Source organism: Actinosynnema sp. CA-299493 (assembly GCF_050946825.1).
In the GTDB taxonomy this organism is placed as follows: domain Bacteria; phylum Actinomycetota; class Actinomycetes; order Mycobacteriales; family Pseudonocardiaceae; genus Actinosynnema.
The window spans coordinates 1,957,169-1,976,003 of record NZ_CP191993.1; the positions used below are offsets into that span (position 1 = coordinate 1,957,169).

Here is an 18,835-nt window from a genome sequence, read left to right on the forward strand (position 1 = left end):
TGCGGTTCTGAAAGAACCGAACCGGACCACCACGGTCCACCCATGACGTAGGTCGGGGTGGGTTGGGGTGCCTACGGGTTGGTAATTTCATAGTGTTTCGGTGGTCATAGCGGTTGGGGAACACCCGGTCCCATTCCGAACCCGGTAGTTAAGCCTTCCAGCGCCGATGGTACTGCACTCGTGAGGGTGTGGGAGAGTAGGACGCCGCCGAACAATTCTTCGCCTTCAGGGGCACCCGATTCACGTCGGGTGCCCCTGAAGGCTTTTTCGCGTTCAACGCAGCTTTCCACGTCACTGCGCGAGCTTTCCACGTGACGGCGAACCGTCACTTTCCGGCGGCTTCGACCGCTGTTCGGGCGACGCTGCCGGCGCGACCGGGTGACGCCGAGTTTGCCCAGGTTGTTCGTCCCTACCGTAGCCGGCATGAGCAGCGGTGGGTGGGCGAGGGAGGCGTCGGTGCCATGGCACACGCGCAGACAACCGAGACGTAGCAGAGGCAGGCACGCGCGTGCCCACCTGGCGTCGGACACACCGATGTGGCCTTCGGTCGTGCTCGGCCTGGTGGTCCTCGTGTCTTTGATCTTGTTGTTGTTGACCTACGTCTAGCTCGACGTCATCAGCGTCCTTCAGCGGACTTCGGGACTTCGACGGGCTTCAGGTCACCGGTCGGGAAACGACGTTCGTTGCGCTCGATCTTGGCGAACGCGGCCTCGACCAGGTCGACGTCCAGCTTGTCGGCCAGCCGCACCAGGTAGTGCATGACGTCAGCCAGCTCGTCACGCACGTTCCACGCCAGCTCGGGGTCGTCCATCGCGTGGGCGGCCTGGTCGGGCGTGAGCCACTGGAACAGGTCGGTCAGCTCGCCCACTTCCCCGGACAACGCCATCACCAGGTTCTTCGGGGTGTGGTACTCGTCCCAGCCGCGCGCGGCGGCGAACCGGCGCAGCGCGTCCCGCAGGTCACCGAGATCCATGTCCGGAGAGTTCATGCCCGCAGAGCTACCACACGGTGGTCGCTGGGCCGCACGCCGCGTACCCGTTTGAACGCCGTGCTGAACGCGAACCCGTCCGCGTAGCCGACCGCACGTGCCACCGACCCGATCGTGGCGTCCGGCTGCCCGAGGAGGTCCGCGGCGACGTCCATGCGCCACTGGGTCAGGTAGGTGAGCGGCGGAACGCCGACCAGTGCGGTGAACCGTCGTGCCAACGCGGCCCGTGACACTCCCGCGCGCGTGGCGAGTTCCGCGACGGTCCACGCGCGTTGTGGCTCGTCGTGCATCGCGCGCAGGGCGGGGCCGACGGTCTCGTCACCCAGCGCCCGGTACCAGGCGGGTGTGTTCGCCTCGGGCCGGTCGAACCACTCGCGCAACGCGTACACCAGCAGGAGGTCCAGCAGCCGTTCGAGGACGATGTCCTGCCCGGCCTGGTCCTTCGCCACCTCCGCGGCGAGCACGTCCACCGTGGGGCAGTGCTCGTCGTCGCACGACACGACGAACGTCGCCGGCAGGGCTCTGAGCAGCCGCGTCGCCACGTCGCCGTCGACCGAGTAGGCAGCGGTGACCACCAGCGCGTCGCCGTCACCGGAGAGGCCGTAGGTGCGAGTGCCGACGAGCCACTGCTCGCAGTCGTCCTCGCGGACCTCCAGCTGGGGCGGTGTGGACGGGTCGTCGGCCAGCACGAACCGCTGCGGCCCGTGGATCAGCGCGAGCGAACCCGGTCGCAGCAGCACCCGGGTGCCGTCCTCGACCAGCAGCCACGTGTCGCCGCGCACGGCGGCGACGAGCGTGAACGGCGTCGTCTCGGTGAACGCCAGCGCCCACGGCGGTGAGGCGAACGAGCGGCAGACATCGGCACGTCGCGCGCGCAAGCCGCGCAGGAGATCGGCGAGAGCGTCCACACCAGCCACCGGGGCCACGTCGTCCATGTAGACGATTGAACATGCATCGGGGACGGTGAGCCATGTTCCGCCCAGCACGATCTTGGTTGTCTTGTGGCATGACGATCCTGGTTATCGGCGCGACCGGCAAGACCGGTCGCCACGTCGTTCCCTCCCTCGACGCCCTCGGTGTCGACTACCGCGCCGTGTCCCGTCGCACGGAGATCCGCTTCGACTGGCTGGACCCGTCCACTTGGGCGCGTGCGCTCGAAGGGGCCACCGCCGTCTACCTCGTGGCGCGGGCGTCGAACCTGGACGACGCCGAGGTGGCGGAGTTCGTGCCCCAGGCCGTGGCGGCGGGTGTGCGGCGCATCGTCCTGCTGTCGGCACGCGGCATCCCGTCGGACGACGGCCGCGAGCGCGCGGTGCGGGAGTCCGGTGTGGACTGGACGATCCTGCGGCCGACGTGGTTCTCGCAGAACTTCAGCGAGGACTACTTCCTGCCGGAGATCCTGGCCGACGAGGTCGTGCTGCCCGCCGGCGGTGACGGCGCGCACCCGTTCATCGACGCGCGGGACATCGCCGACGTGGCCGTGGCGGCGTTGACGCGGGACGGGCACGCCAGCGTCACCTACGAGCTGTCGGGGCCGGAGGCGCTGACGGTCTCCGAGGCGGTGGCGCGGATCGGCGAGGTGTCGGGTCGGTCGGTCCGCATCACGGACGTGCCCGCGTCCGACTACACCGCCAGGTTGGTGCGGGGTGGCTTCGAGGACGCGTACGCGGAGGTGCTGACGATGTCCTTGCTCGCGATCCGCGACGGTCACGACGCCGCGCTGTCCGACGGCGTGCCGTCCGTGCTGGGGCACGACGGGCGGCCGTTCGGCGACTACGTGAAGGAAACGGCCGCCGACTGGGCTATCCCTGGACGAGGGTGAGGCTCGCCCTGACGGCACCGCCGCCGGGACCGGCCTGCTCGCCCCGCCCATCCGGGCGGGCCACCCCGGGCAGCGCCGTGAGCACGAGACCGAACACGAGCCCGTTCAGCTCCTCCACGTCCAACAGGAGTTCACGGGCGACACCGTGCGGCGTGATGCCCTGCGCGCGCAGGGCGCGGAACACCTTGGTGAGCAGCTGGGACGTCTCGCGGTGGGCCATCCCCGCGGTGCGGCGGGCCAGCTGGGCGCACACGGTCGAGTGCTGGGGCCGCGTCAGCAGGCCGAGGTCGCGCAGCCGGTGCGCCAGGGTCACCGGGTCGACGTGCCAGGTGGCGCCGTGCGCGACGACGTGCTCGGTGAGCGGCCCTCGGGCAACGGCGGCCAGCACACCGGCTCGGGGCAGCAGGAAGGCCGTCGCGAACGTTTGCGCGTCCGACATCCCGGTCAGCCGTCCGAGCTCTCGCGCCGCGTCGAAGCGGGCCTGACCAGGGGAGGCCGTCGGGTCGAGGAAGACGTACGGGGTGCCGGCGTGGCGGCAGGAGAACGGGCCGACCCCGGCGCAGTCCGGTGGCAGGGAGAAGACCCGCACGCCGTGCGCTTCCAGCAGGTGCACCAGGTTGGGCGCGGGCCGGTGCCGGATGCCCCAGCGGGCGCGCAGCACCTCGGCGGCGGTCTCCGGGTCGGGGTGGTCCCACGTCGGCACGTCCGGCTCGGGGAACGTGAACGCGCGGGTCAGCCAGCCGTCGAAGCCGATGGCCAGGCGGGCGGCGCCGATCGCGGCGTCCCGTTGCCGCTTGGCCGCCGGTCTGGTGAACGCCACCTCGATCTCGGGCACGTCGTCGGCTTCGAGGAAGCCCGACGGGAAGCCCAGGGCCTCGGTGAGCCTGGCGGTGGTGTCCGGTCGTGGTTGGCGGCGGCCGTGCTCGTAGTCGCCGATGCTCGCCGGGCTCGTGCCCGCCTTGCGCGCCAGCTCCACCGCGGTGAGGCCGCGACGGGTCCGGGCGAGCACGAGGCGGGAGGGCGTGAGCATGATCGCGCCATTCTCGCACCCGCTTACCGGCGTGGTGTGACGGTGACGTCCACCTCGTCCGGGCCGTCGGGGCGGTGCGCGTCGCGCGGGGTGGGCAGCGGGCCGAACACCAGGGGCGGCAACGTGATCCGGTGCGCCCACCGGTCGACGACCTGGCCCTGCGGCGTGGGTTCCGGCTGCGCCACCTCGCGCAGCACGACCAGCCGGTCGCCTTCCTGGTGCGGGTAGGTGACCAGGAACCACAGCTTCCACTCGTGCGCGTGCAGCGAGTCGAAGAGGGTGAACTGGTCCCGGTCGTTGCCGCGCATCATGGCGGCGATGGCCGGGCCCTTGGCGTAGTCGCTGCGCAGGGGAGCGCCGGGCGTGCCGGTGTGGCGGTTGCCCTGGAGGGTGCCGAGCACGACCGGTTTGGTGGGGTGCTGGACGAGGCCGGCGTTCCACTTGTCGACCCGCGTCCACCCCTCGGCCACGAGGACCTCGCGGAGTCTGCCGACCCGGTGGATCCAGTCGAGCAGGCCGGCGCCGTTGGTCGGGCCGAGCGGCGGCGCGGAGGCCCGGGCGTCGACCCCGGCCCAGATCGCCTCGTCCAGGTGGTCCGTGCGCAGGCCCAGCTCCGCCAGCTGGGCGTGGTGCTCGGCGGTCAGCTCGGTGGAGTCCGACTGCGTGGCGGTCAACCGCGTGGCGTTCGACATCCTCATGCCCGGCACGGTAACCCCGACCACCGACAATCCGGAGCTCCGACGATCCGGAGCCCTGACCACCGACGACGCCGGCCGTCCGGTGAACGCGCGCAGAAGTGACACGATGGTGGGCGTGGACGTGATCAGCAGGAACAACGTGGTCGTGACGGGCAACCCGGACGGCCCCGTCGTGATGCTCTCGCACGGCTTCGGGTGCGACCAGACCATGTGGCGGCTGATCGTCCCGACGCTCGCCGCGACGTGCCGCGTGGTGCTGTTCGACCACGTCGGAGCGGGCCGGTCCGACATGTCCGCGTGGGACGCGCGGCGTTATTCGACGCTCGACGGGTACACGCGGGACGTGTTGGACATCTGTCACGCCCTGGACCTGCACGACGTGGCGTTCGTCGGCCACTCCGTGTCCGCGATGGTGGGGGTGCTGGCCGCGGTCGAGGAGCCGGCCACGTTCGCCAAGCTCGTGCTGGTCACGCCGTCGCCGCGGTACATCGACGACGGCGACTACCGGGGCGGGTTCAGCGTCGCCGACATCGACGAGCTGCTCGACTCGCTGGACAGCAACTACCTGGGCTGGTCGGCGGTGATGGCGCCGGCGATCATGGGCAACGCCGACCGGCCCGAGCTGGGCGCCGAGCTGACCAACAGCTTCTGCCGCACCGATCCCGAGGTCGCCCGGGTGTTCGCCCGCACGACGTTCCTGTCCGACAACCGGGCGGACCTGCCCAAGGTGACCGTGCCGACGCTGGTGCTGGAGTGCCGGCAGGACGTGATCGCGCCGCCCGAGGTGGGCGCGTACGTCCACGCGCGGATACCCGGGAGCACGCTGGTCACGCTCCCGGCCACGGGGCACTGCCCGCAGCTCAGCGCTCCGGGGGCCACCGCCGCCGCGATCGCCGGTTTCGTGCTGGAGGACGCCTGATGCACGACCGCGAGGCGTTCTCGGCGATGCTGGAGGACAGCGAGGAAGACCTCTACGAGAACGCGCCGTGCGGCTACCTGTCCACCATGCTGGACGGGCAGATCGCGAGGGTGAACGGGACGCTGCTGCGGTGGCTGGGGTACTCGCGCGAGCAGCTGGTGGGTCGGCTGCGGTTCGCGGACCTGCTCAGCGTCGGCGGCAAGCTGTACCACGAGACGCACTTCGCGCCGTTGCTGCGGATGCAGGGCGAGATCGGCGGGGTGGCGTTGGAGATGGTCGCCGCCGACGGCACCCGGCTGCCGGTGCTGGTGAACTCCACCGTGAAGACGAACGGCCACGGCGAGCCGCTGCTGATCCGCACCACGGTGTTCGACGCGAGCGACCGCCGTTCCTACGAGCGGGAGCTGCTGCGCGCCACGCAGGTGGCCGAGCGGGAACGCGACGAGATCCGGCAGCTCGCCACGACGTTGCAGCGCACCCTGCTGCCGCCCGTGCTGCCCGACGTGCCAGGCGTGCAGACCGCGACGCACTACCACCACGCGTCACCGTTCGAGGTGGGCGGCGACTTCTACGACCTGTTCCCGCTGGCGGACGGCCGGTGGGCGTTGTTCCTCGGCGACGTGTGCGGCAAGGGCGCGAACGCGGCCGCGGTGACGTCCCTGACCCGCTACACGCTGCGTTCGGCGGCCGTGTACGACCCGGACCCGGCCGCCGTGCTGGCCAACCTCAACACCGTGCTGAACCAGGAGGCGGGAACGCGGTTCTGCACGGTGACGTTCGGCGTGCTGACCGTCGAGGAGGGCGGCTGCACGCTCTCCCTGGCCGCCGGTGGCCACCCGCCCGGTCTGCTGCTGCGGGCGGACGGCACGGCGTCGTACGTGACGATGCCGGGTGGCCAGCTGATCGGGATCCTGCCCGACGCCCGGATCGTCACCACGACCGTCCGCCTGGCCGCCGGTGACACGTTCGTGCTGTACACGGACGGTCTGATCGAGGCCAGGACCGGCGGCGACACCCGGTACAGCGAGGAGCAGCTGCTGGACTTCGCCTCCGCCCTTCCCCCGGTCTCCGCCGCGGGCGCCGTCGACGCGCTCGTGGGGCTGCTGGCGAGGCTGGGCAACGGCGTCGAGGACGACGCCGCCGTGCTGGCGATCGGCGTTCCGCCCGCCGGCTGACGCCTCGACCACGCTCGGCTGACGCCCTCGACCACGCTCGGCTGACGCCCTCGACCACGCTCGGCTGACGCCCTCGACCGTGCTCGGGTGACGCCCTCGATCACGCCCGGGTGACCGGTGGCGCGAACAGCCGTCTGCCCGTGAGCACGGCGACGGTGGTGAGCGCCAAGGGCACGGTCAGCAGGAGCATCAGCGCCCACACGGCCGGCCAGGAGAGGTCGCGGGCGTCCGGGTCGAGGGGTGCCGACGAGACCCCGAGGGACAGGCCGACGAAGGCGAACATGGTCATGAAGAGCGACGTCGTCCACGCCACGACGATGCCCGAGCGCAGCTCACCGACCTTCCAGAGGTCGAGGTGCTCGGTCGAGACGTGCCGGCGGGCGGTGAAGAGGAAGACGCCCGCCAGCACCACCATGACCACGCTGCCGACGACGAGGGCGCAGCTGAAGACGCCGAGGGCCGGGTGGACCGGGGGCAGTCGACCGCCGAACAGGACGAGGAGCGGAACCAGCACGAGGCAGGCGGTGATCAGCAGCAGGGCGACCCGCCGGCACGTCGCGCGGATCCGGTGCGCGTGCGGTGCCGGCACCCACAGGTAGCGCGGCGGGAGGGGAGGCGGCGGGTAGCTCACGGTTCCCAGACCTGGATCGCCCTGACCACGAACGGCGCGTCCGGCACGTAGGTGCCCTTGCCCGGGTAGGTGGTGAACTCGGCCTCGGTCGAGCACGTTTCCCGTTGGTACACGGACGTGTCCCTGGTCAGGTTGTTCACGAACGACCGCGCCACGAAGCCGTCGGGCAGCGGGATGCACTCGCGGGGGTTCGCGGTCTCCAGGTCGAGGCGGTGGGAGTCGCCGGTGTAGCCGGTGCCCGACCACACGCAGAACTCACCCCGGTCGCAGGTGGGTCCGGGTTGGTGCGCCGCGGCGGTGCCGCTCGACGCCAGGGCTCCGGTGGTGAGGGCCAGCGCGGTCACCAGGGTGCGGGTCGTCATTCGGGTCGCCTCCACCGCTCCAGAGTGCTGTGGTCGGCGGCGGTGTGGCGGCCAAGCGGCCGTCGTTCACCGGATCGTGTGGGCCGGTATGGGTTTCACCAGCCGTTCGGTGAGGCGGACGGCGTCGTGGGGCGCCGCGGCGTCCGTGTCGTTGTCGAAGTACACGTGGACGTCGTGGCCGGTCGCCCACTCGCGGATCTTGGCCGACCACTCGTCCAGCTCGTCGTCGGTGTAGCTGCCGACGTACAGCGCCTGGTTGCCGTGCAGCCGCACGTAGGCGAAGTCCGCCGTGACGTCTTCGAGGTACGGGAACCGGCCGGCGGAGTGGGAGACGACGAGCGCGATGCCGTGCGCGCGGAGCAGGTCGTGGAACTCCGGGACCTGGAACGTCGGGTGCCGGACCTCCAGCGCGTGCCGCAGGGGCCGGTCGGCGTCGGTGGTGGTCCAGGCGCGGTCCGGGGACAGCCGTTCGTCGTGCCGCTCGGCGAGCTCGGCGGCGGCGGTCGTGGTGCGGGGGAGGAGGTCGAAGAACGTGGTCAGGCGGTCGGGGTCGTAGGCCGTCGTCGGGGGCAGCTGCCACAGCACGGGCCCGAGCTTGGGGCCGAGGGCGAGCATCCCGGAGGCGAAGAAGTTGGCCAACGGGACCTCGACGTCCCGCAACTGCTTGAGGTGCGTGATGAACCGCCCGCCCTTGATCGCGAACAGGAAGTCCTCCGGCGTCTGCCGCGCCCACGCCTGGTAGCTGGATGGTCGTTGCAGGGAGTAGAAGGAGCCGTTCAACTCGACCGACGACATGAGCCGGGAGATGTGCTCCAACTCCCGCCGCTGCACCAGGCCCTTCGGGTAGAACGCGCCGCGCCACGTGGGGTACACCCAGCCCGACGTCCCGATCCGCACCTCACCAGCCACGTGTGACGGGTACCCGGATGATCTCCGGCGTACCCCCGTACCCCGTGCGCCGGCGTCGAGGCGCGGTGGGGCAGGTCCGCTTGACCTCCACCGCGCTCGATGGTGCAGGTTGGTGCGCATGGACGACCGGACGCTTGACGCCTACCTGGCCCGGATCGGCGCGACGCGTGCCAACACGCTCGTCGAGCTGCACGAACTGCACCTCGCCTCGGTGCCCTTCGAGAACTTGAGCATCCACCTCGGCGAGCAGATCGTGCTCGACGAGGACCTGCTGGTGGACAAGATCGTCAACCGGCGGCGCGGCGGGTTCTGCTACGAGCTCAACGGCGCGTTCGCGGCGCTGTTGAGGGCGTTGGGGCACGACGTGCGGGTGCTGTCGGCCAAGGTGTTCGCGGACGGCGCGTACGGGCCGCCGTTCGACCACCTGGCGTTGCGCGTGGGCGACCTGCTGGTGGACGTCGGTTTCGGGCGGTTCAGCCTGCGGCCGCTGGACCTGGTCAGCCGGGAGGACCAGCGCGATCCCGCCGGCGTGTTCCGGCTGGTGGACACACCGGAGGGGGACGTGGACGTCCTGTTCGACGGCGTGCCCCAGTACCGCCTCGAACCGCGCCCGCGCGCGTTGGACGAGTTCCGCGCCACGTGCTGGTACCAGCAGACGTGGCCGGGGTCGCCGTTCCGGCGTGGCGCGACCTGCTCGTTGCCCACGGCGACCGGGCGGGTCACCATCGCCGGGAACAAGCTGATCACCACGACCGGCGACGGGAAGGTGACCGAGGAGCTGGACGACGACGCGCTGCTGGACGCCTACGCCAAGCACTTCGGCGTCGTGCTGGACCGCGTGCCCCGGCTCGGCTGACCGCGTGCCCCGAGCTCGGCCGACCGCGTGCCCCCGCTCAGCCGAGGCGTTCGGCGAGCGCGAGGGCGTCGAACGGCGCGGCCCCACCCATCGTGTTGTCGAAGTAGACGTACACGTCGCGCTCGGCCGACCACTCGCGGAACCGGGACGCCCAGCGGTCGAGGGCCTGGTCGGAGTACGCGCTGACGTACAGCTCCTCGTCGCCGTGCAGGCGGGCGTAGACGAAGTCGGCGGTGAGCTCGCGCGGCTCCGGGAAGCGGCCGGCGGACTCGGCGACGACGAGCGCGACGCCGTGCCGCGCCAGCAACTCCACCAGGTCGGGCGTGTCCCAGGTCGGGTGCCGGACTTCGAGCGCGTGCCGGACCGGCGGGCCCGGCAGCAGGTCCAGGAACGCGGCGAGCCGCTCGGGCCGCCACGGCAGCGTCGGCGGCAGCTGCCACAGGATCGGCCCCAGCTTCGGTCCCAGGTCGAGGACCCCGGAGCCGAAGAACTCCGCCACGTCCTTGCCGACATCGCGCAACCGCTTCGTGTGCGTGATCTCCCGATGTCCTTTGACGGCGAACACGAAGTTCTCCGGGGTGCGTTCGAACCACGACTTGAAGTCGGTCGGCTTGCGCAGCCCGTAGAACGAGCCGTTGATCTCGACCGTGTCGAACCGCCGTGACAGGAACTGCAGTTCCAGCCGTTGCTGCAACCCGCGCGGGTAGAAGTCGCCTCGCCACTCGGCATAGCGCCAGCCGGACGTGCCTACCCGGATCTCACCCACAGTGACGGACTTGCCACGGGAGTGGCTGTTGAAACGTCAGGGGCTCGTGGGATCTCACGACACCCGAACGTGTGGTGCGCCGATCAGAACCCCGCGCCGTCCAGCGCACCGCTCACCACCCGGTCCACCCTGACCTGCTGCGGGTCACGCGCCAACGCCTCCGTGCACGGGCAACCGGCCAGGTCGCTGCCGCACAGGTAGACGCCGAGCACCCGCAGGCTGCGCGCCGTCTGCCGCAACCGCGCCGCACCCCGCAACCGCACCTCCCCGTACACCGCCTTCGCCAGCTGGTACGGCACACCGGGCCCGAGGTCGACGCACGCCTGGCTGTCCAACTCCTCCGCCACGTGCGCGATGGGGCGGCACCCGTACGTCCGCGCCGACCGCACGAGCCGCTGGTCCAACCTCGACACGAGCCGCTTCGCCACCTCGTCCCGCCACGCCCGGTCGGCGCGGAGGTAGGCGACCAACTCCTCGACGCGCACCGGGTCGGGCCGGGGCCGGCGGGCACGCGCTCTTCGTCGTTGCGACGTCATGACACTGAAGATCGTGCGTCGCCCACCATCGTGAGCACCCCTCACCCGCCTGCCGGCGCAAAGCACCCGCGTGCAGTAGCGCCCACCCACTCAGAGACGCCACAACGTGCCGCTCGGGCGTGCCGCTTGTGCCGTGCGGTGCTCCACGGCCGTCGTTCCAGCGGCGCTTACTCCTTGACCAGCACCTTCGCCCGCTGCGAGAGCAGGGCGTTCACCTCATCGGGGTCGAAGTAGGCCGGGTCGAAGTCGGCGGGGTCGTCCAGCTCCAGCCACTCCACCCGCTCGGCGTGCTCCGGGTGCGCGGGGTCCGCCAGCACCTCGCACAAGTGGGCGTAACCCCAGATGCCGCCCGAGTCCTCCGGCGGGCCGGCTCGACGACCCGCCAGGCAACGGGGGTAAGCGGCGCCGGGCTCGGCGCTGACGACGTCCTCGACCACGATGTCGTGGTCCCAGCCGTCGCCGAAGTCGTAGAGGTAGCCGAGGCGGTCCTCCGGGTTCTCGGCGACGTCCACGAGCGTGACGCCGGTGGCATCGCCGTGCTCCAGCTCGGGGTCGGGCACCCCGTAATGCCCACCAGGGGTCTCGAAGACCCACAGGTGGTTGCCCTCCCACTCGAACGAGTCCTGGATGGTCCGGTGCAGCCGCACCAACGGCGTGGTGGACGGCACCTCCAGCCGGCGCCAGATCGGCGGCTCGGCCCCGCGCAGCGACACCTTCAGCCGGTGCACGCTCGTGTCGGCGGCCGTCGGCGTGGGTTCCGGGAGCAGTTCCACCCGTTGCCGCAGCAGGGCCAGGTTCGTGGTGACGTCCTCGACCTGGTCGGGCTCCACCGGGCACGGCTCGCGGTCCAGCGCGTCGGCCACGATCGCGCGCGCCTGCTCGGGCGTGTGCTCGCGGAACGGGATGCCCAACTGCTCGGCGGCCTGGAGGTAACCGGCCCTGATCGCCTCCGGCTGGTCGCTGACGAAGCAGTCCTTCACCCCGCCGCCGAGGTCGTGGTCGATCAGCACGACGACGGCGTGCGACTCGCGCCCGTAGGTGAAGGTCATCGCCAGCCCTTCCTGCGCCCCGTGCCCGTCGGCGTAGCCGAAGCACGCGCCGACGGTGGGCTTCCCGATGGCCTCGACCCACGCGGGGTCGGTCAGACCGCTCGCGACGAGCCGGTCACCGGCCTCCCGGGCCGGTGCTCGCACCGGCTCCGGCGCGAGCACCGCGAAGACCCGCGCCATCGCCAGGGCCTCCGGCGCTCCGGTGGCCTCGGCATCGGCGACCATGTCGGTCAGCGCCATCGGCACGTCTTCGGGGTGGATGCCCTGCGTGAGGAGCCCCAAGAACCCCGCGCCGGACAACTCGGCGTCCAACGGCCCGCAACCCGGCTCCAGCAACGACGAGAACCCGTCGAGGATCCCGGCCAGCGCCTGCTCGGGTGATTCCAGCACGCCCGCTTCCACGAGGCGCCGCACGGCCTCGTCCACCTCACCGGAGTCGTCGACCAGACGGAGGACTTCCTCGGGAGCGCCTTCGGCGACGAGCATGGCACGCAGATCGGACAAGGTCGGCAGGCTGTCGTTCGACACCCGCTCCATCGTGCCGGCTCGGCTCAGCCGGCTGTCCAGGACCCTCCGCGTCCTCCGCCCAGCCGGGGGCGGCGTGGTGATCTCGGCCAGGTCAGGAGGTCCAGCGCGCCGGGTGCCCGTCGAGCAGGGCGTGCGGCACCCGCCGGCTCCCGGAGCAGCGGCATCGTGCTCAGGTGCCACCGTTCAGCTCGGCGTCGGGGTCCGTCAGCGTGCGGTGGAAGGTGCCGCGAACAGGCGCCGGGCGGCGTAGAACGCGATTCCCGTGAGCATCCCCGGCGTGATCATGAGTGCCAACACCACCCACGCGGCGGCCGGGTAGCGGTCGGCCGGGCCGCCGGCCGACGTCGAGAGCGCCAGCGCCAGGCCGGCACCGGAGAACACCGCGGAGAACAGACCGAGCCCCCAGATCACACCGAGCGACCTGCGCGTCGTCAGCGCTCCGTGCAGGTCGAGGTGTTCGACCTGCACGTGCCGGCGAGCCCCGCGCAGCACGGTCGCCGCGACGAACACCTGGACCAGGCCGATGGTCGCGAACGTCCAGCTGAGGAAGCCGAGTGCCGGGTAGAGCGGAGGCAGTCGGTCACCGAGCAGCACGATCGTCGGAGCCAGCAGGGCCCCGGCGGTGATCAGCGTCGCGCCGAGCCGCCCGCAGGACCTGCGAACCTCGTGCGCACGCGCCGCCGTGATCCACGCGTGGCGCTGGGGCGGCGGTGGCAGTGGGTAGGTCGTGGACCCGGCGCCACCTGTGGCCGGGGCTACCGCCGCGCCTTGGGGGACGGCGGGTGGAACCGGGTCCAGGAGACGGCGACCCGCGAAGAACAGGACACCGGTCAGCACCGGGGGCGCGGCCAGCAGGCACAGTTGCGCCCACACCGCGACCGTGAAGCGCACCTCGGGGCGCAGGGGATCGCCGACCTGGCTCACGACGGTGCCGAGGAACGTGAAGCAGGCCAGGGTCGAGAAGACCACCGCTGTGGCCCACATCCCGACCAGCAGGTGCTTGGTCCTCCGTGCGCCCGCCGCGTCGAGGTAGCCGCCGTGGAGGTGCGACCGGACCCCCATCAGGCCCAGGGCGGCGTAGAGCACGTTGAGCACCGAAGCCGCGCCGATGATCCACGCCATCGTGTTCATCGGGTGGTACGCGGTCGGAAGGCGCAGGCCGAGCAGCACGATCGCCGTCGCGAGGACCAGGCTCGCGACGGCGAACAACCGACCGGTCGAAGCGCAGGCAGCGTGGACGTGCCGGGCGCGCGGCTCCGAGATCCACACGAGCGGCGACGGCGGTGGACCCGGTGCCGGCTGGATCACGACCCCGGCCGCCAATCCGACTCGTCGCCATCGGTGGCACTGGCGTCCGTCATCGCCGCGGTGTCGGGCATGGCCCAGTCCGAACCGAGGTCGTGGATCTTCTGCGTGATCGCGGTCTGCTCGGTCTCGATCGTGTTGACCTGGGACTTCATCGCCAGTACGGCCGTGGCGATGAGGGCGATGGCCGCGCCGCAGGCGGCGCTCAGGGCGGCGATCCCCACCGGGGTGCCCACGACGGTGCAAGCGCTGGCGATCGCGCCGACGGCTCCGACCACGAACGCGCCCAAGGCGAACCACGTGGTGAGCTGGAAGGACTCGATCGCGTTCGCCAGGCTGGTGAACGAGGTGCGCAACTGGTTCGCGATGTCCTTGACCGCGTTCAACCCGGTCGCCTGGGCAGGCACCACGGCGTGGTATGCGCGGGCCGCGCGTCCCTCCCACTCGACGGTCGTGCGGAGCTTGTCGATCCCGATGGCACCCGCGACGTCGCCGCCGTCGGCCACGTCGGCAGCAGCTTCCTGCTGCCGACGTGGCCAACGGTCCTCTTCGTCACCCTCTTCAAAACCGAAGCTGAACGTCTCGCCCACGTCACCCCCGCGATCCGTAGTCATTCGACTCCGGAATGTAGCGGGGTGGCGGAGTGGGCCGCAGCCGATCCCGGAACTGCGCGCCGGCGGGCACCTCGGAGCGGTGGCTCCTCACTCGTCAGACGGTCGCGGTCGCGGCCTCATGCGAGAGGCGGTTCCCAGCCTGTTGCGTGGTGCTGCCACAGCCGGGGTGTCGGTCTGGGACCGGGTTGTGTGTCGGTGGGCGCGTCCGTCATCGGAGGGCTGGACGGCGCCGCGGCCGGCCTCCGCCGATCAGACGCGGGGATGAGCCGATCACCGGCCTCGGAAACCGAGCCGTCGGCCAGGAGCGCGTCGACGGCGTCCTCCAGCGCGGCGCGGATGTCCGGCCCCGGGCGTGCCCAGCCGAACAGCCGGGCCACCCTGGTGGTCAACTCCTCGCGGGTGATCGGGTGCGCGTCCGCGATGAACCTGCCGACCGCCAGCCGCAGTTCCTCCGGGGCAGGTGCTTGACCGGCCGCTGGTGTCCTCGTCGTCGGCCACCGGCACCCTCACGGCGTCCAAAGCGGCTTCGCGGCCCCGGAGGAAACCCGAGCGGTCCCGGTCGAGCGAACCGCGTGCCAAGGAGGTCACCGCGCGGTTGAAGGCGTCCCGGACCCGGGTCCCGGACCTGGAGATGCCCCAAGCGGTGCGGATGGTGGTGAGCACCCGCTCCTCGTGGACCGGACCCTCCTGGCGCACGACGGCCTCGATCAAGCCGCTCAGGTGACCTTGCGCCTCGGCCTCGTGCATTGCGGGGTTCACGCGCCGGCACGGTTCACGCGCCGGCACGGTTCACGCGCCGGCACGGTTCAGGCGGCGGAGTTGGGCGGTCAGGTAGGGGCGGGCGCGGCGTTGGCCGCCGCGGTCCGCGATGGTCCGGGCCAGGGCTTCGAGGAGGTCGGTCACGCGGGCGCGGTCGGGGTGCCAGCCGCGGCGTTCGCACTCGGTCAGCCAGTCGGCCGGGGAGGTGTGGCCGCGCTCGCGGTTGCAGCGGCGGCAGGCGGCGACTTCGTTCTCCTGCCACGACGGGCCGCCCTTGAGCTTCGGCACCAGGTGGTCCGTGGTGGGGGTGACGTGACCGGCGAACGGGCGGCGGCACCAGGTGCAGTCGTCACCGTCGCGGAGGATGACCTCGGCGAGGCGGGCGGCGCGGTCGCGGGCGGTGGTGGGATCGGGCATCGACTACCAGAAAAGCACTGCGCCCCGGCTGTCGCACGACGGCCGGGGCGCAGGGGACTGGAGGTCAGGCAGGCACAGAGGCGGTGCCGGGGGCCAGGAAGCGCTTGCCCGTCACCTTCTCCGAGATGCCCGAGCGGTCCAGGTAGGGGGTGATGCCGCCCAGCCAGAACGGCCAGCCGGCGCCCAGGATCATGCACAGGTCGATGTCCTGCGCCTCCGCCACCACGCCCTCGTCGAGCATGATCCGGATCTCCTCGGCCAACGCCTCCAGCGCCCGCGCGAAGACCTCGTCACCGGTCAGCGGCTGGTCGCCGAACGACCACAGCGCCTGCACCTCGGGGTCGACGCTCTGCTTGCCCGCCGAGTCCCACTGGTACACGGCGGTCTTGCCGGCCTCGACGAACCGCCTCATGTTCTCCGACACGCCGAAGCGGTCGGGGAAGGCGTGGTTCATCGTCTCCGCCACGTGCAGCGCGACGGCGGGGCCGACGAGCTGCAGCAGGATCAGCGGCGACATCGGCAGGCCCAGCGGCTCGGTGGCCTTGTCCGCCACCTCGAACGGCGTGCCCTCGTCGATCGACTTCACGACCTCGCCCATGAACCGGGTCAGCAGCCGGTTCACCACGAACGCCGGGGCGTCCTTCACCAGCACGGACGACTTCTTCAGCTGCTTGCCCACCGCGAACGCGGTCGCCAGCGTCGCGTCGTCGGTCTGCCCGGCGCGCACGATCTCCAGCAGCGGCATGATCGCGACCGGGTTGAAGAAGTGGAAGCCGACGACCCGCTCGGGGTGCTTGAGGCCCGCCGCCATCTCGGTGATCGACAGCGACGACGTGTTGGTCGCCAGCACGGCCTCGGCCGAGACGAACTCCTCGACCTCGGCGAACACCTTCTGCTTCACGCCGAGGTCCTCGAACACGGCCTCGATGACGAAGTCCGCGTCCGCGAACGCCGCCTTGTCCAGCGAGCCGCTCACCAGCGCCTTGAGCCGGTTCGCGTGGTCCGGCGACACCCGCTTCTTGCCCAGCAGCTTGTCGATCTCGCCGTGCACGTACCCGACGCCCTTGTCCACGCGCGCCTGGTCGATGTCGGTGAGCACCACCGGCACCTCCAGCCGCCGCGCGAACAGCAGCGCCATCTGCGACGCCATCAGGCCCGCGCCGACGACGCCGACCTTGGTGACCTTGCGCGCCAACGACTTGTCCGGCGCGCCCGCCGGCCGCTTGGCCCGCTTCTGCACCAGGTTGAACGAGTACAGCCCGGCCCGCAGCTCGTCGCTCATCACGACGTCCGCCAGCGCCTCGGTCTCCGCCGCGTACCCGGCGTCCAGGTCGTTGGCGCGCGCCAGCTCCAGCAGCTCCAACGCCTTCAGCGCGCCCGGCGCCGCGCCCTTGGTCTTGCCGTCGACGATGGCCTTCGCCCGCGCCACGGCGGCGTCCCAGCCCGCGCCGCGGTCGATCTCACGGCGAGCGGGCACGACGTCGCCGCGCACCACGGAGGCCAGCCACAGCAGCGACTGCTCCAGGTAGTCTGCGGAGTCGAACAGCACGTCCGCGATGCCCAGGTCCAACGCCTGCTTGGGGTTGAGCATCTTGTTCTGGTTCAACGCGTTCTCGAAGATCACGGTGACCGCGTCGTTCGCGCCGATCAGGTTCGGCAGCAGCTGCGTGCCGCCCCAGCCGGGGAACAGGCCGAGGAACACCTCGGGCAGCGCGATGGCCGCCGCGTTGGACGCCAGCGTCCGGTAGTGGCACGACAGCGCCAGCTCCAGCCCGCCGCCCATCACCGCGCCGTTGACGAACGCGAAGGTCGGCACGGCCGACTCGGTGAACTTGCGGAACACGTCGTGCCCGAGCTGCCCGATCGTCACGGCCTGCGAGCGCTCGGAGGCGCCCTCGACGGCCGTCAGGTCGGCGCCCACGGCGAAGACGAACGGCTTGCCGGTGACCGCGATCGCCGCCGGTGACGCCGCCGCGGCCTCGTCGAACGCCGCGCTCAGGCTCACCAGCGACTGCGGGCCGAACGTGGACGGCCGGGTGTGGTCGTGGCCGTTGTCGATGGTGATGAGCGCGACCTGGCCGTCGACACCGGGCACGGAGACCAGCCGGGTGCGGGCGTGGGTCACGACCTCGTCGGGGAACAGGGCCTTGGCCTCGTCAGCGGTCAACGCGGTCACTTCGACTCTCCGTTCCAGCGCGGGTTCTCCCAGATGACGGTCCCGCCCATGCCGATGCCGATGCACATGGTCGTGATGCCGTAGCGCACGTCGGGGCGCTCGGCGAACTGCCGCGACAGCTGGGTCATCAGGCGCACGCCCGAGGACGCGAGCGGGTGGCCGGTGGCGATCGCGCCGCCCCACTGGTTGACCCGCGGGTCGTCGTCGGCGATGCCGAAGTGGTCGAGGAAGGCGAGCACCTGCACGGCGAACGCCTCGTTGATCTCGAACAGGCCGATGTCCTCGATGGACAGGCCCGCGCGCTTGAGGGCCTTCTCGGTCGCCGGCACCGGGCCGACGCCCATGACCTCGGGCTCGACGCCCATGAACGAGTAGCCGACCAGGCGCATGCCGACCGGCAGGCCGAGCTCGCGCGCGGTCTCCTCCTCGGCCAGGATGCAGCCGGTCGCGCCGTCGTTCAGGCCGGCCGCGTTGCCCGCGGTGACCCGGCCGTGCGGGCGGAACGGCGTCTTCAGCTTGGCCAGGTCCTCGACCGTGGTGCCGGGGCGCGGCGGCTCGTCGGCGGTGGCCAGGCCCCAGCCGTTCTCCGCCGAACGGGTCGCGACCGGCACGAACTCCGGGCCGATCTTGCCGTTCTTCACCGCGTCGGCGTACTTGGCCTGCGACGCCGCCGCGAACGCGTCCGTGCGCTCCTTTGTCAGGTGCGGGAACCGGTCGTGCAGGTTCTCCGCCGTCGAGCCCATGACGAGCGCGGACGGGTCCACGATCTTGTCCGACAGGAACCGCGGGTTGGGGTCGACGCCCTCGCCCATCGGGTGGCGGCCCATGTGCTCGACACCGCCCGCGATCACCACGTCGTACGCGCCGAACGCGATGCCGCTGGCGGACGTCGTCACGGCCGTCATCGCGCCCGCGCACATCCGGTCGACGGCGTAGCCGGGCACCGACTTGGGCAGGCCCGCGAGCAGCGCGGCGGTGCGGCCGATGGTCAGGCCCTGGTCGCCGATCTGCGTGGTGGCGGCGATGGCCACCTCGTCGACCCGCTCCGGCGGCAGTTCGGGGTGACGGCGCAGCAGCTCGCGGATCACCTTGACGACCAGGTCGTCGGCACGGGTCTCCGCGAAGATTCCCTTGGGGCCGGCCTTGCCGAACGGCGTGCGCACGCCGTCCACGAAGACCACGTTTCGAACGCGTGCCGGCGCTACTGGTGCGGCCACGGCGTCTCCTCCGCTTGTGATGACGATTCGCCCGAGCGGTCGGGCGCGACTCCTACCGATCGGTAACACAACTCTAGC

General features: G+C 71.4%; 20 protein-coding genes and 1 rRNA gene. 5 read left to right on the forward strand and 16 right to left on the reverse strand.

Annotation, left to right across the window (positions count from 1 at the left end):
• Positions 1-96 precede the first annotated feature (96 nt).
• Positions 97-213, forward strand: a 5S ribosomal RNA gene (rrf, locus tag ACQPYE_RS09540).
• Between the two features lie 403 nt (positions 214-616).
• Here the strand turns inward: rrf and ACQPYE_RS09545 are convergent.
• Both ACQPYE_RS09545 and ACQPYE_RS09550 read right to left on the reverse strand, forming a co-directional pair.
• The gene (locus ACQPYE_RS09545) at positions 617-973 is read right to left on the reverse strand and encodes a nucleotide pyrophosphohydrolase (RefSeq protein WP_498720647.1); all 357 of its coding nucleotides are present in this window, start codon (positions 971-973) and stop codon (positions 617-619) included.
• Positions 974-984: 11 nt separating this feature from the next.
• Positions 985-1,896: an AraC family transcriptional regulator gene (locus tag ACQPYE_RS09550; RefSeq protein WP_498722870.1), complete on the reverse strand. Its 912-nt coding sequence runs from the start codon at positions 1,894-1,896 to the stop codon at positions 985-987.
• Between the two features lie 98 nt (positions 1,897-1,994).
• On the opposite strand from ACQPYE_RS09550, the gene ACQPYE_RS09555 reads away from it, so the two are divergent.
• Positions 1,995-2,810: an NAD(P)H-binding protein gene (locus tag ACQPYE_RS09555; protein WP_498720649.1), complete on the forward strand. Its 816-nt coding sequence runs from the start codon at positions 1,995-1,997 to the stop codon at positions 2,808-2,810.
• Here the strand turns inward: ACQPYE_RS09555 and ACQPYE_RS09560 are convergent.
• Complete coding sequence (locus ACQPYE_RS09560; protein ID WP_498720650.1) at positions 2,791-3,840, reverse strand: ImmA/IrrE family metallo-endopeptidase; 1,050 nt, start codon at positions 3,838-3,840, stop codon at positions 2,791-2,793. The genes ACQPYE_RS09555 and ACQPYE_RS09560 overlap by 20 nt on opposite strands.
• Positions 3,841-3,863: 23 nt before the next feature.
• Complete coding sequence (locus ACQPYE_RS09565; protein WP_498720651.1) at positions 3,864-4,538, reverse strand: hypothetical protein; 675 nt, start codon at positions 4,536-4,538, stop codon at positions 3,864-3,866.
• A gap of 115 nt (positions 4,539-4,653) precedes the next feature.
• On the opposite strand from ACQPYE_RS09565, the gene ACQPYE_RS09570 reads away from it, so the two are divergent.
• Together ACQPYE_RS09570 and ACQPYE_RS09575 are read left to right on the forward strand one after the other, a co-directional pair.
• Entirely contained in the window at positions 4,654-5,457 is an 804-nt protein-coding gene (locus ACQPYE_RS09570; RefSeq protein ID WP_498720653.1) for an alpha/beta fold hydrolase, read from the forward strand.
• Entirely contained in the window at positions 5,457-6,632 is a 1,176-nt protein-coding gene (locus ACQPYE_RS09575) for a PP2C family protein-serine/threonine phosphatase (RefSeq protein ID WP_498720655.1), read from the forward strand. Before ACQPYE_RS09570 ends, ACQPYE_RS09575 begins: the two co-directional genes overlap by 1 nt.
• Positions 6,633-6,732: 100 nt before the next feature.
• On the opposite strand, the gene ACQPYE_RS09580 is transcribed toward ACQPYE_RS09575, so the two are convergent.
• The 3 genes from ACQPYE_RS09580 to ACQPYE_RS09590 all read right to left on the reverse strand — a co-directional run bounded on the left by ACQPYE_RS09580 (position 6,733) and on the right by ACQPYE_RS09590 (position 8,534).
• Complete coding sequence (locus ACQPYE_RS09580) at positions 6,733-7,263, reverse strand: hypothetical protein (RefSeq protein WP_498720656.1); 531 nt, start codon at positions 7,261-7,263, stop codon at positions 6,733-6,735.
• Entirely contained in the window at positions 7,260-7,625 is a 366-nt protein-coding gene (locus ACQPYE_RS09585) for a peptidase inhibitor family I36 protein (RefSeq protein ID WP_498720657.1), read from the reverse strand. The genes ACQPYE_RS09580 and ACQPYE_RS09585 overlap by 4 nt, the downstream gene beginning before the upstream one ends.
• Positions 7,626-7,691: 66 nt before the next feature.
• Positions 7,692-8,534: a DUF72 domain-containing protein gene (locus ACQPYE_RS09590; protein WP_498720659.1), complete on the reverse strand. Its 843-nt coding sequence runs from the start codon at positions 8,532-8,534 to the stop codon at positions 7,692-7,694.
• A 118-nt stretch (positions 8,535-8,652) separates the two neighbouring features.
• Between ACQPYE_RS09590 and ACQPYE_RS09595 the strand changes: the two genes are divergently transcribed.
• Entirely contained in the window at positions 8,653-9,390 is a 738-nt protein-coding gene (locus ACQPYE_RS09595) for an arylamine N-acetyltransferase family protein (protein ID WP_498720661.1), read from the forward strand.
• 37 nt (positions 9,391-9,427) lie between these two features.
• Here ACQPYE_RS09595 and ACQPYE_RS09600 read toward each other — a convergent pair whose 3' ends face one another.
• The 9 genes from ACQPYE_RS09600 to ACQPYE_RS09640 all read right to left on the reverse strand — a co-directional run bounded on the left by ACQPYE_RS09600 (position 9,428) and on the right by ACQPYE_RS09640 (position 18,757).
• Positions 9,428-10,156 (reverse strand): DUF72 domain-containing protein, encoded by a 729-nt coding sequence (locus tag ACQPYE_RS09600; protein WP_498720663.1) that lies wholly within the window; start codon positions 10,154-10,156, stop codon positions 9,428-9,430.
• A gap of 83 nt (positions 10,157-10,239) precedes the next feature.
• Positions 10,240-10,692: a hypothetical protein gene (locus ACQPYE_RS09605; RefSeq protein WP_498720664.1), complete on the reverse strand. Its 453-nt coding sequence runs from the start codon at positions 10,690-10,692 to the stop codon at positions 10,240-10,242.
• A 167-nt stretch (positions 10,693-10,859) separates the two neighbouring features.
• Entirely contained in the window at positions 10,860-12,269 is a 1,410-nt protein-coding gene (locus tag ACQPYE_RS09610; protein WP_498720665.1) for a plasmid pRiA4b ORF-3 family protein, read from the reverse strand.
• Positions 12,270-12,473: 204 nt separating this feature from the next.
• A complete protein-coding gene (locus ACQPYE_RS09615) occupies positions 12,474-13,538 on the reverse strand; it encodes a hypothetical protein (RefSeq protein WP_498720667.1) in 1,065 nt (354 codons plus the stop codon).
• A 35-nt stretch (positions 13,539-13,573) separates the two neighbouring features.
• A complete protein-coding gene (locus ACQPYE_RS09620; RefSeq protein ID WP_498720669.1) occupies positions 13,574-14,164 on the reverse strand; it encodes a hypothetical protein in 591 nt (196 codons plus the stop codon).
• A gap of 294 nt (positions 14,165-14,458) precedes the next feature.
• Positions 14,459-14,935, reverse strand: coding sequence for a DUF3320 domain-containing protein (locus tag ACQPYE_RS09625; RefSeq protein WP_498722871.1), 477 nt, complete (start codon positions 14,933-14,935; stop codon positions 14,459-14,461).
• Positions 14,936-14,977: 42 nt separating this feature from the next.
• Positions 14,978-15,364: an HNH endonuclease gene (locus tag ACQPYE_RS09630; protein WP_498720670.1), complete on the reverse strand. Its 387-nt coding sequence runs from the start codon at positions 15,362-15,364 to the stop codon at positions 14,978-14,980.
• A gap of 64 nt (positions 15,365-15,428) precedes the next feature.
• Positions 15,429-17,540: a 3-hydroxyacyl-CoA dehydrogenase NAD-binding domain-containing protein gene (locus ACQPYE_RS09635; RefSeq protein ID WP_498720671.1), complete on the reverse strand. Its 2,112-nt coding sequence runs from the start codon at positions 17,538-17,540 to the stop codon at positions 15,429-15,431.
• Positions 17,537-18,757, reverse strand: a complete 1,221-nt coding sequence (locus ACQPYE_RS09640; protein ID WP_498720673.1) for a thiolase family protein — start codon at positions 18,755-18,757, stop codon at positions 17,537-17,539. The genes ACQPYE_RS09635 and ACQPYE_RS09640 overlap by 4 nt, the downstream gene beginning before the upstream one ends.
• Positions 18,758-18,835: the final 78 nt, after the last annotated feature.

Bases quoted from the DNA above. Each gene is read 5' to 3' on its own strand.
- ACQPYE_RS09545 (WP_498720647.1), bottom strand. From the start codon at position 973: ATGGATCTCGGTGACCTGCGGGACGCGCTGCGCCGGTTCGCCGCCGCG.
- ACQPYE_RS09555 (WP_498720649.1), top strand. From the start codon at position 1,995: ATGACGATCCTGGTTATCGGCGCGACCGGCAAGACCGGTCGCCACGTC.
- ACQPYE_RS09560 (WP_498720650.1), bottom strand. From the start codon at position 3,840: ATGCTCACGCCCTCCCGCCTCGTGCTCGCCCGGACCCGTCGCGGCCTC.
- ACQPYE_RS09565 (WP_498720651.1), bottom strand. From the start codon at position 4,538: ATGAGGATGTCGAACGCCACGCGGTTGACCGCCACGCAGTCGGACTCC.
- ACQPYE_RS09575 (WP_498720655.1), top strand. From the start codon at position 5,457: ATGCACGACCGCGAGGCGTTCTCGGCGATGCTGGAGGACAGCGAGGAA.
- ACQPYE_RS09585 (WP_498720657.1), bottom strand. From the start codon at position 7,625: ATGACGACCCGCACCCTGGTGACCGCGCTGGCCCTCACCACCGGAGCC.
- ACQPYE_RS09595 (WP_498720661.1), top strand. From the start codon at position 8,653: ATGGACGACCGGACGCTTGACGCCTACCTGGCCCGGATCGGCGCGACG.
- ACQPYE_RS09605 (WP_498720664.1), bottom strand. From the start codon at position 10,692: ATGACGTCGCAACGACGAAGAGCGCGTGCCCGCCGGCCCCGGCCCGAC.
- ACQPYE_RS09625 (WP_498722871.1), bottom strand. From the start codon at position 14,935: ATGCACGAGGCCGAGGCGCAAGGTCACCTGAGCGGCTTGATCGAGGCC.
- ACQPYE_RS09630 (WP_498720670.1), bottom strand. From the start codon at position 15,364: ATGCCCGATCCCACCACCGCCCGCGACCGCGCCGCCCGCCTCGCCGAG.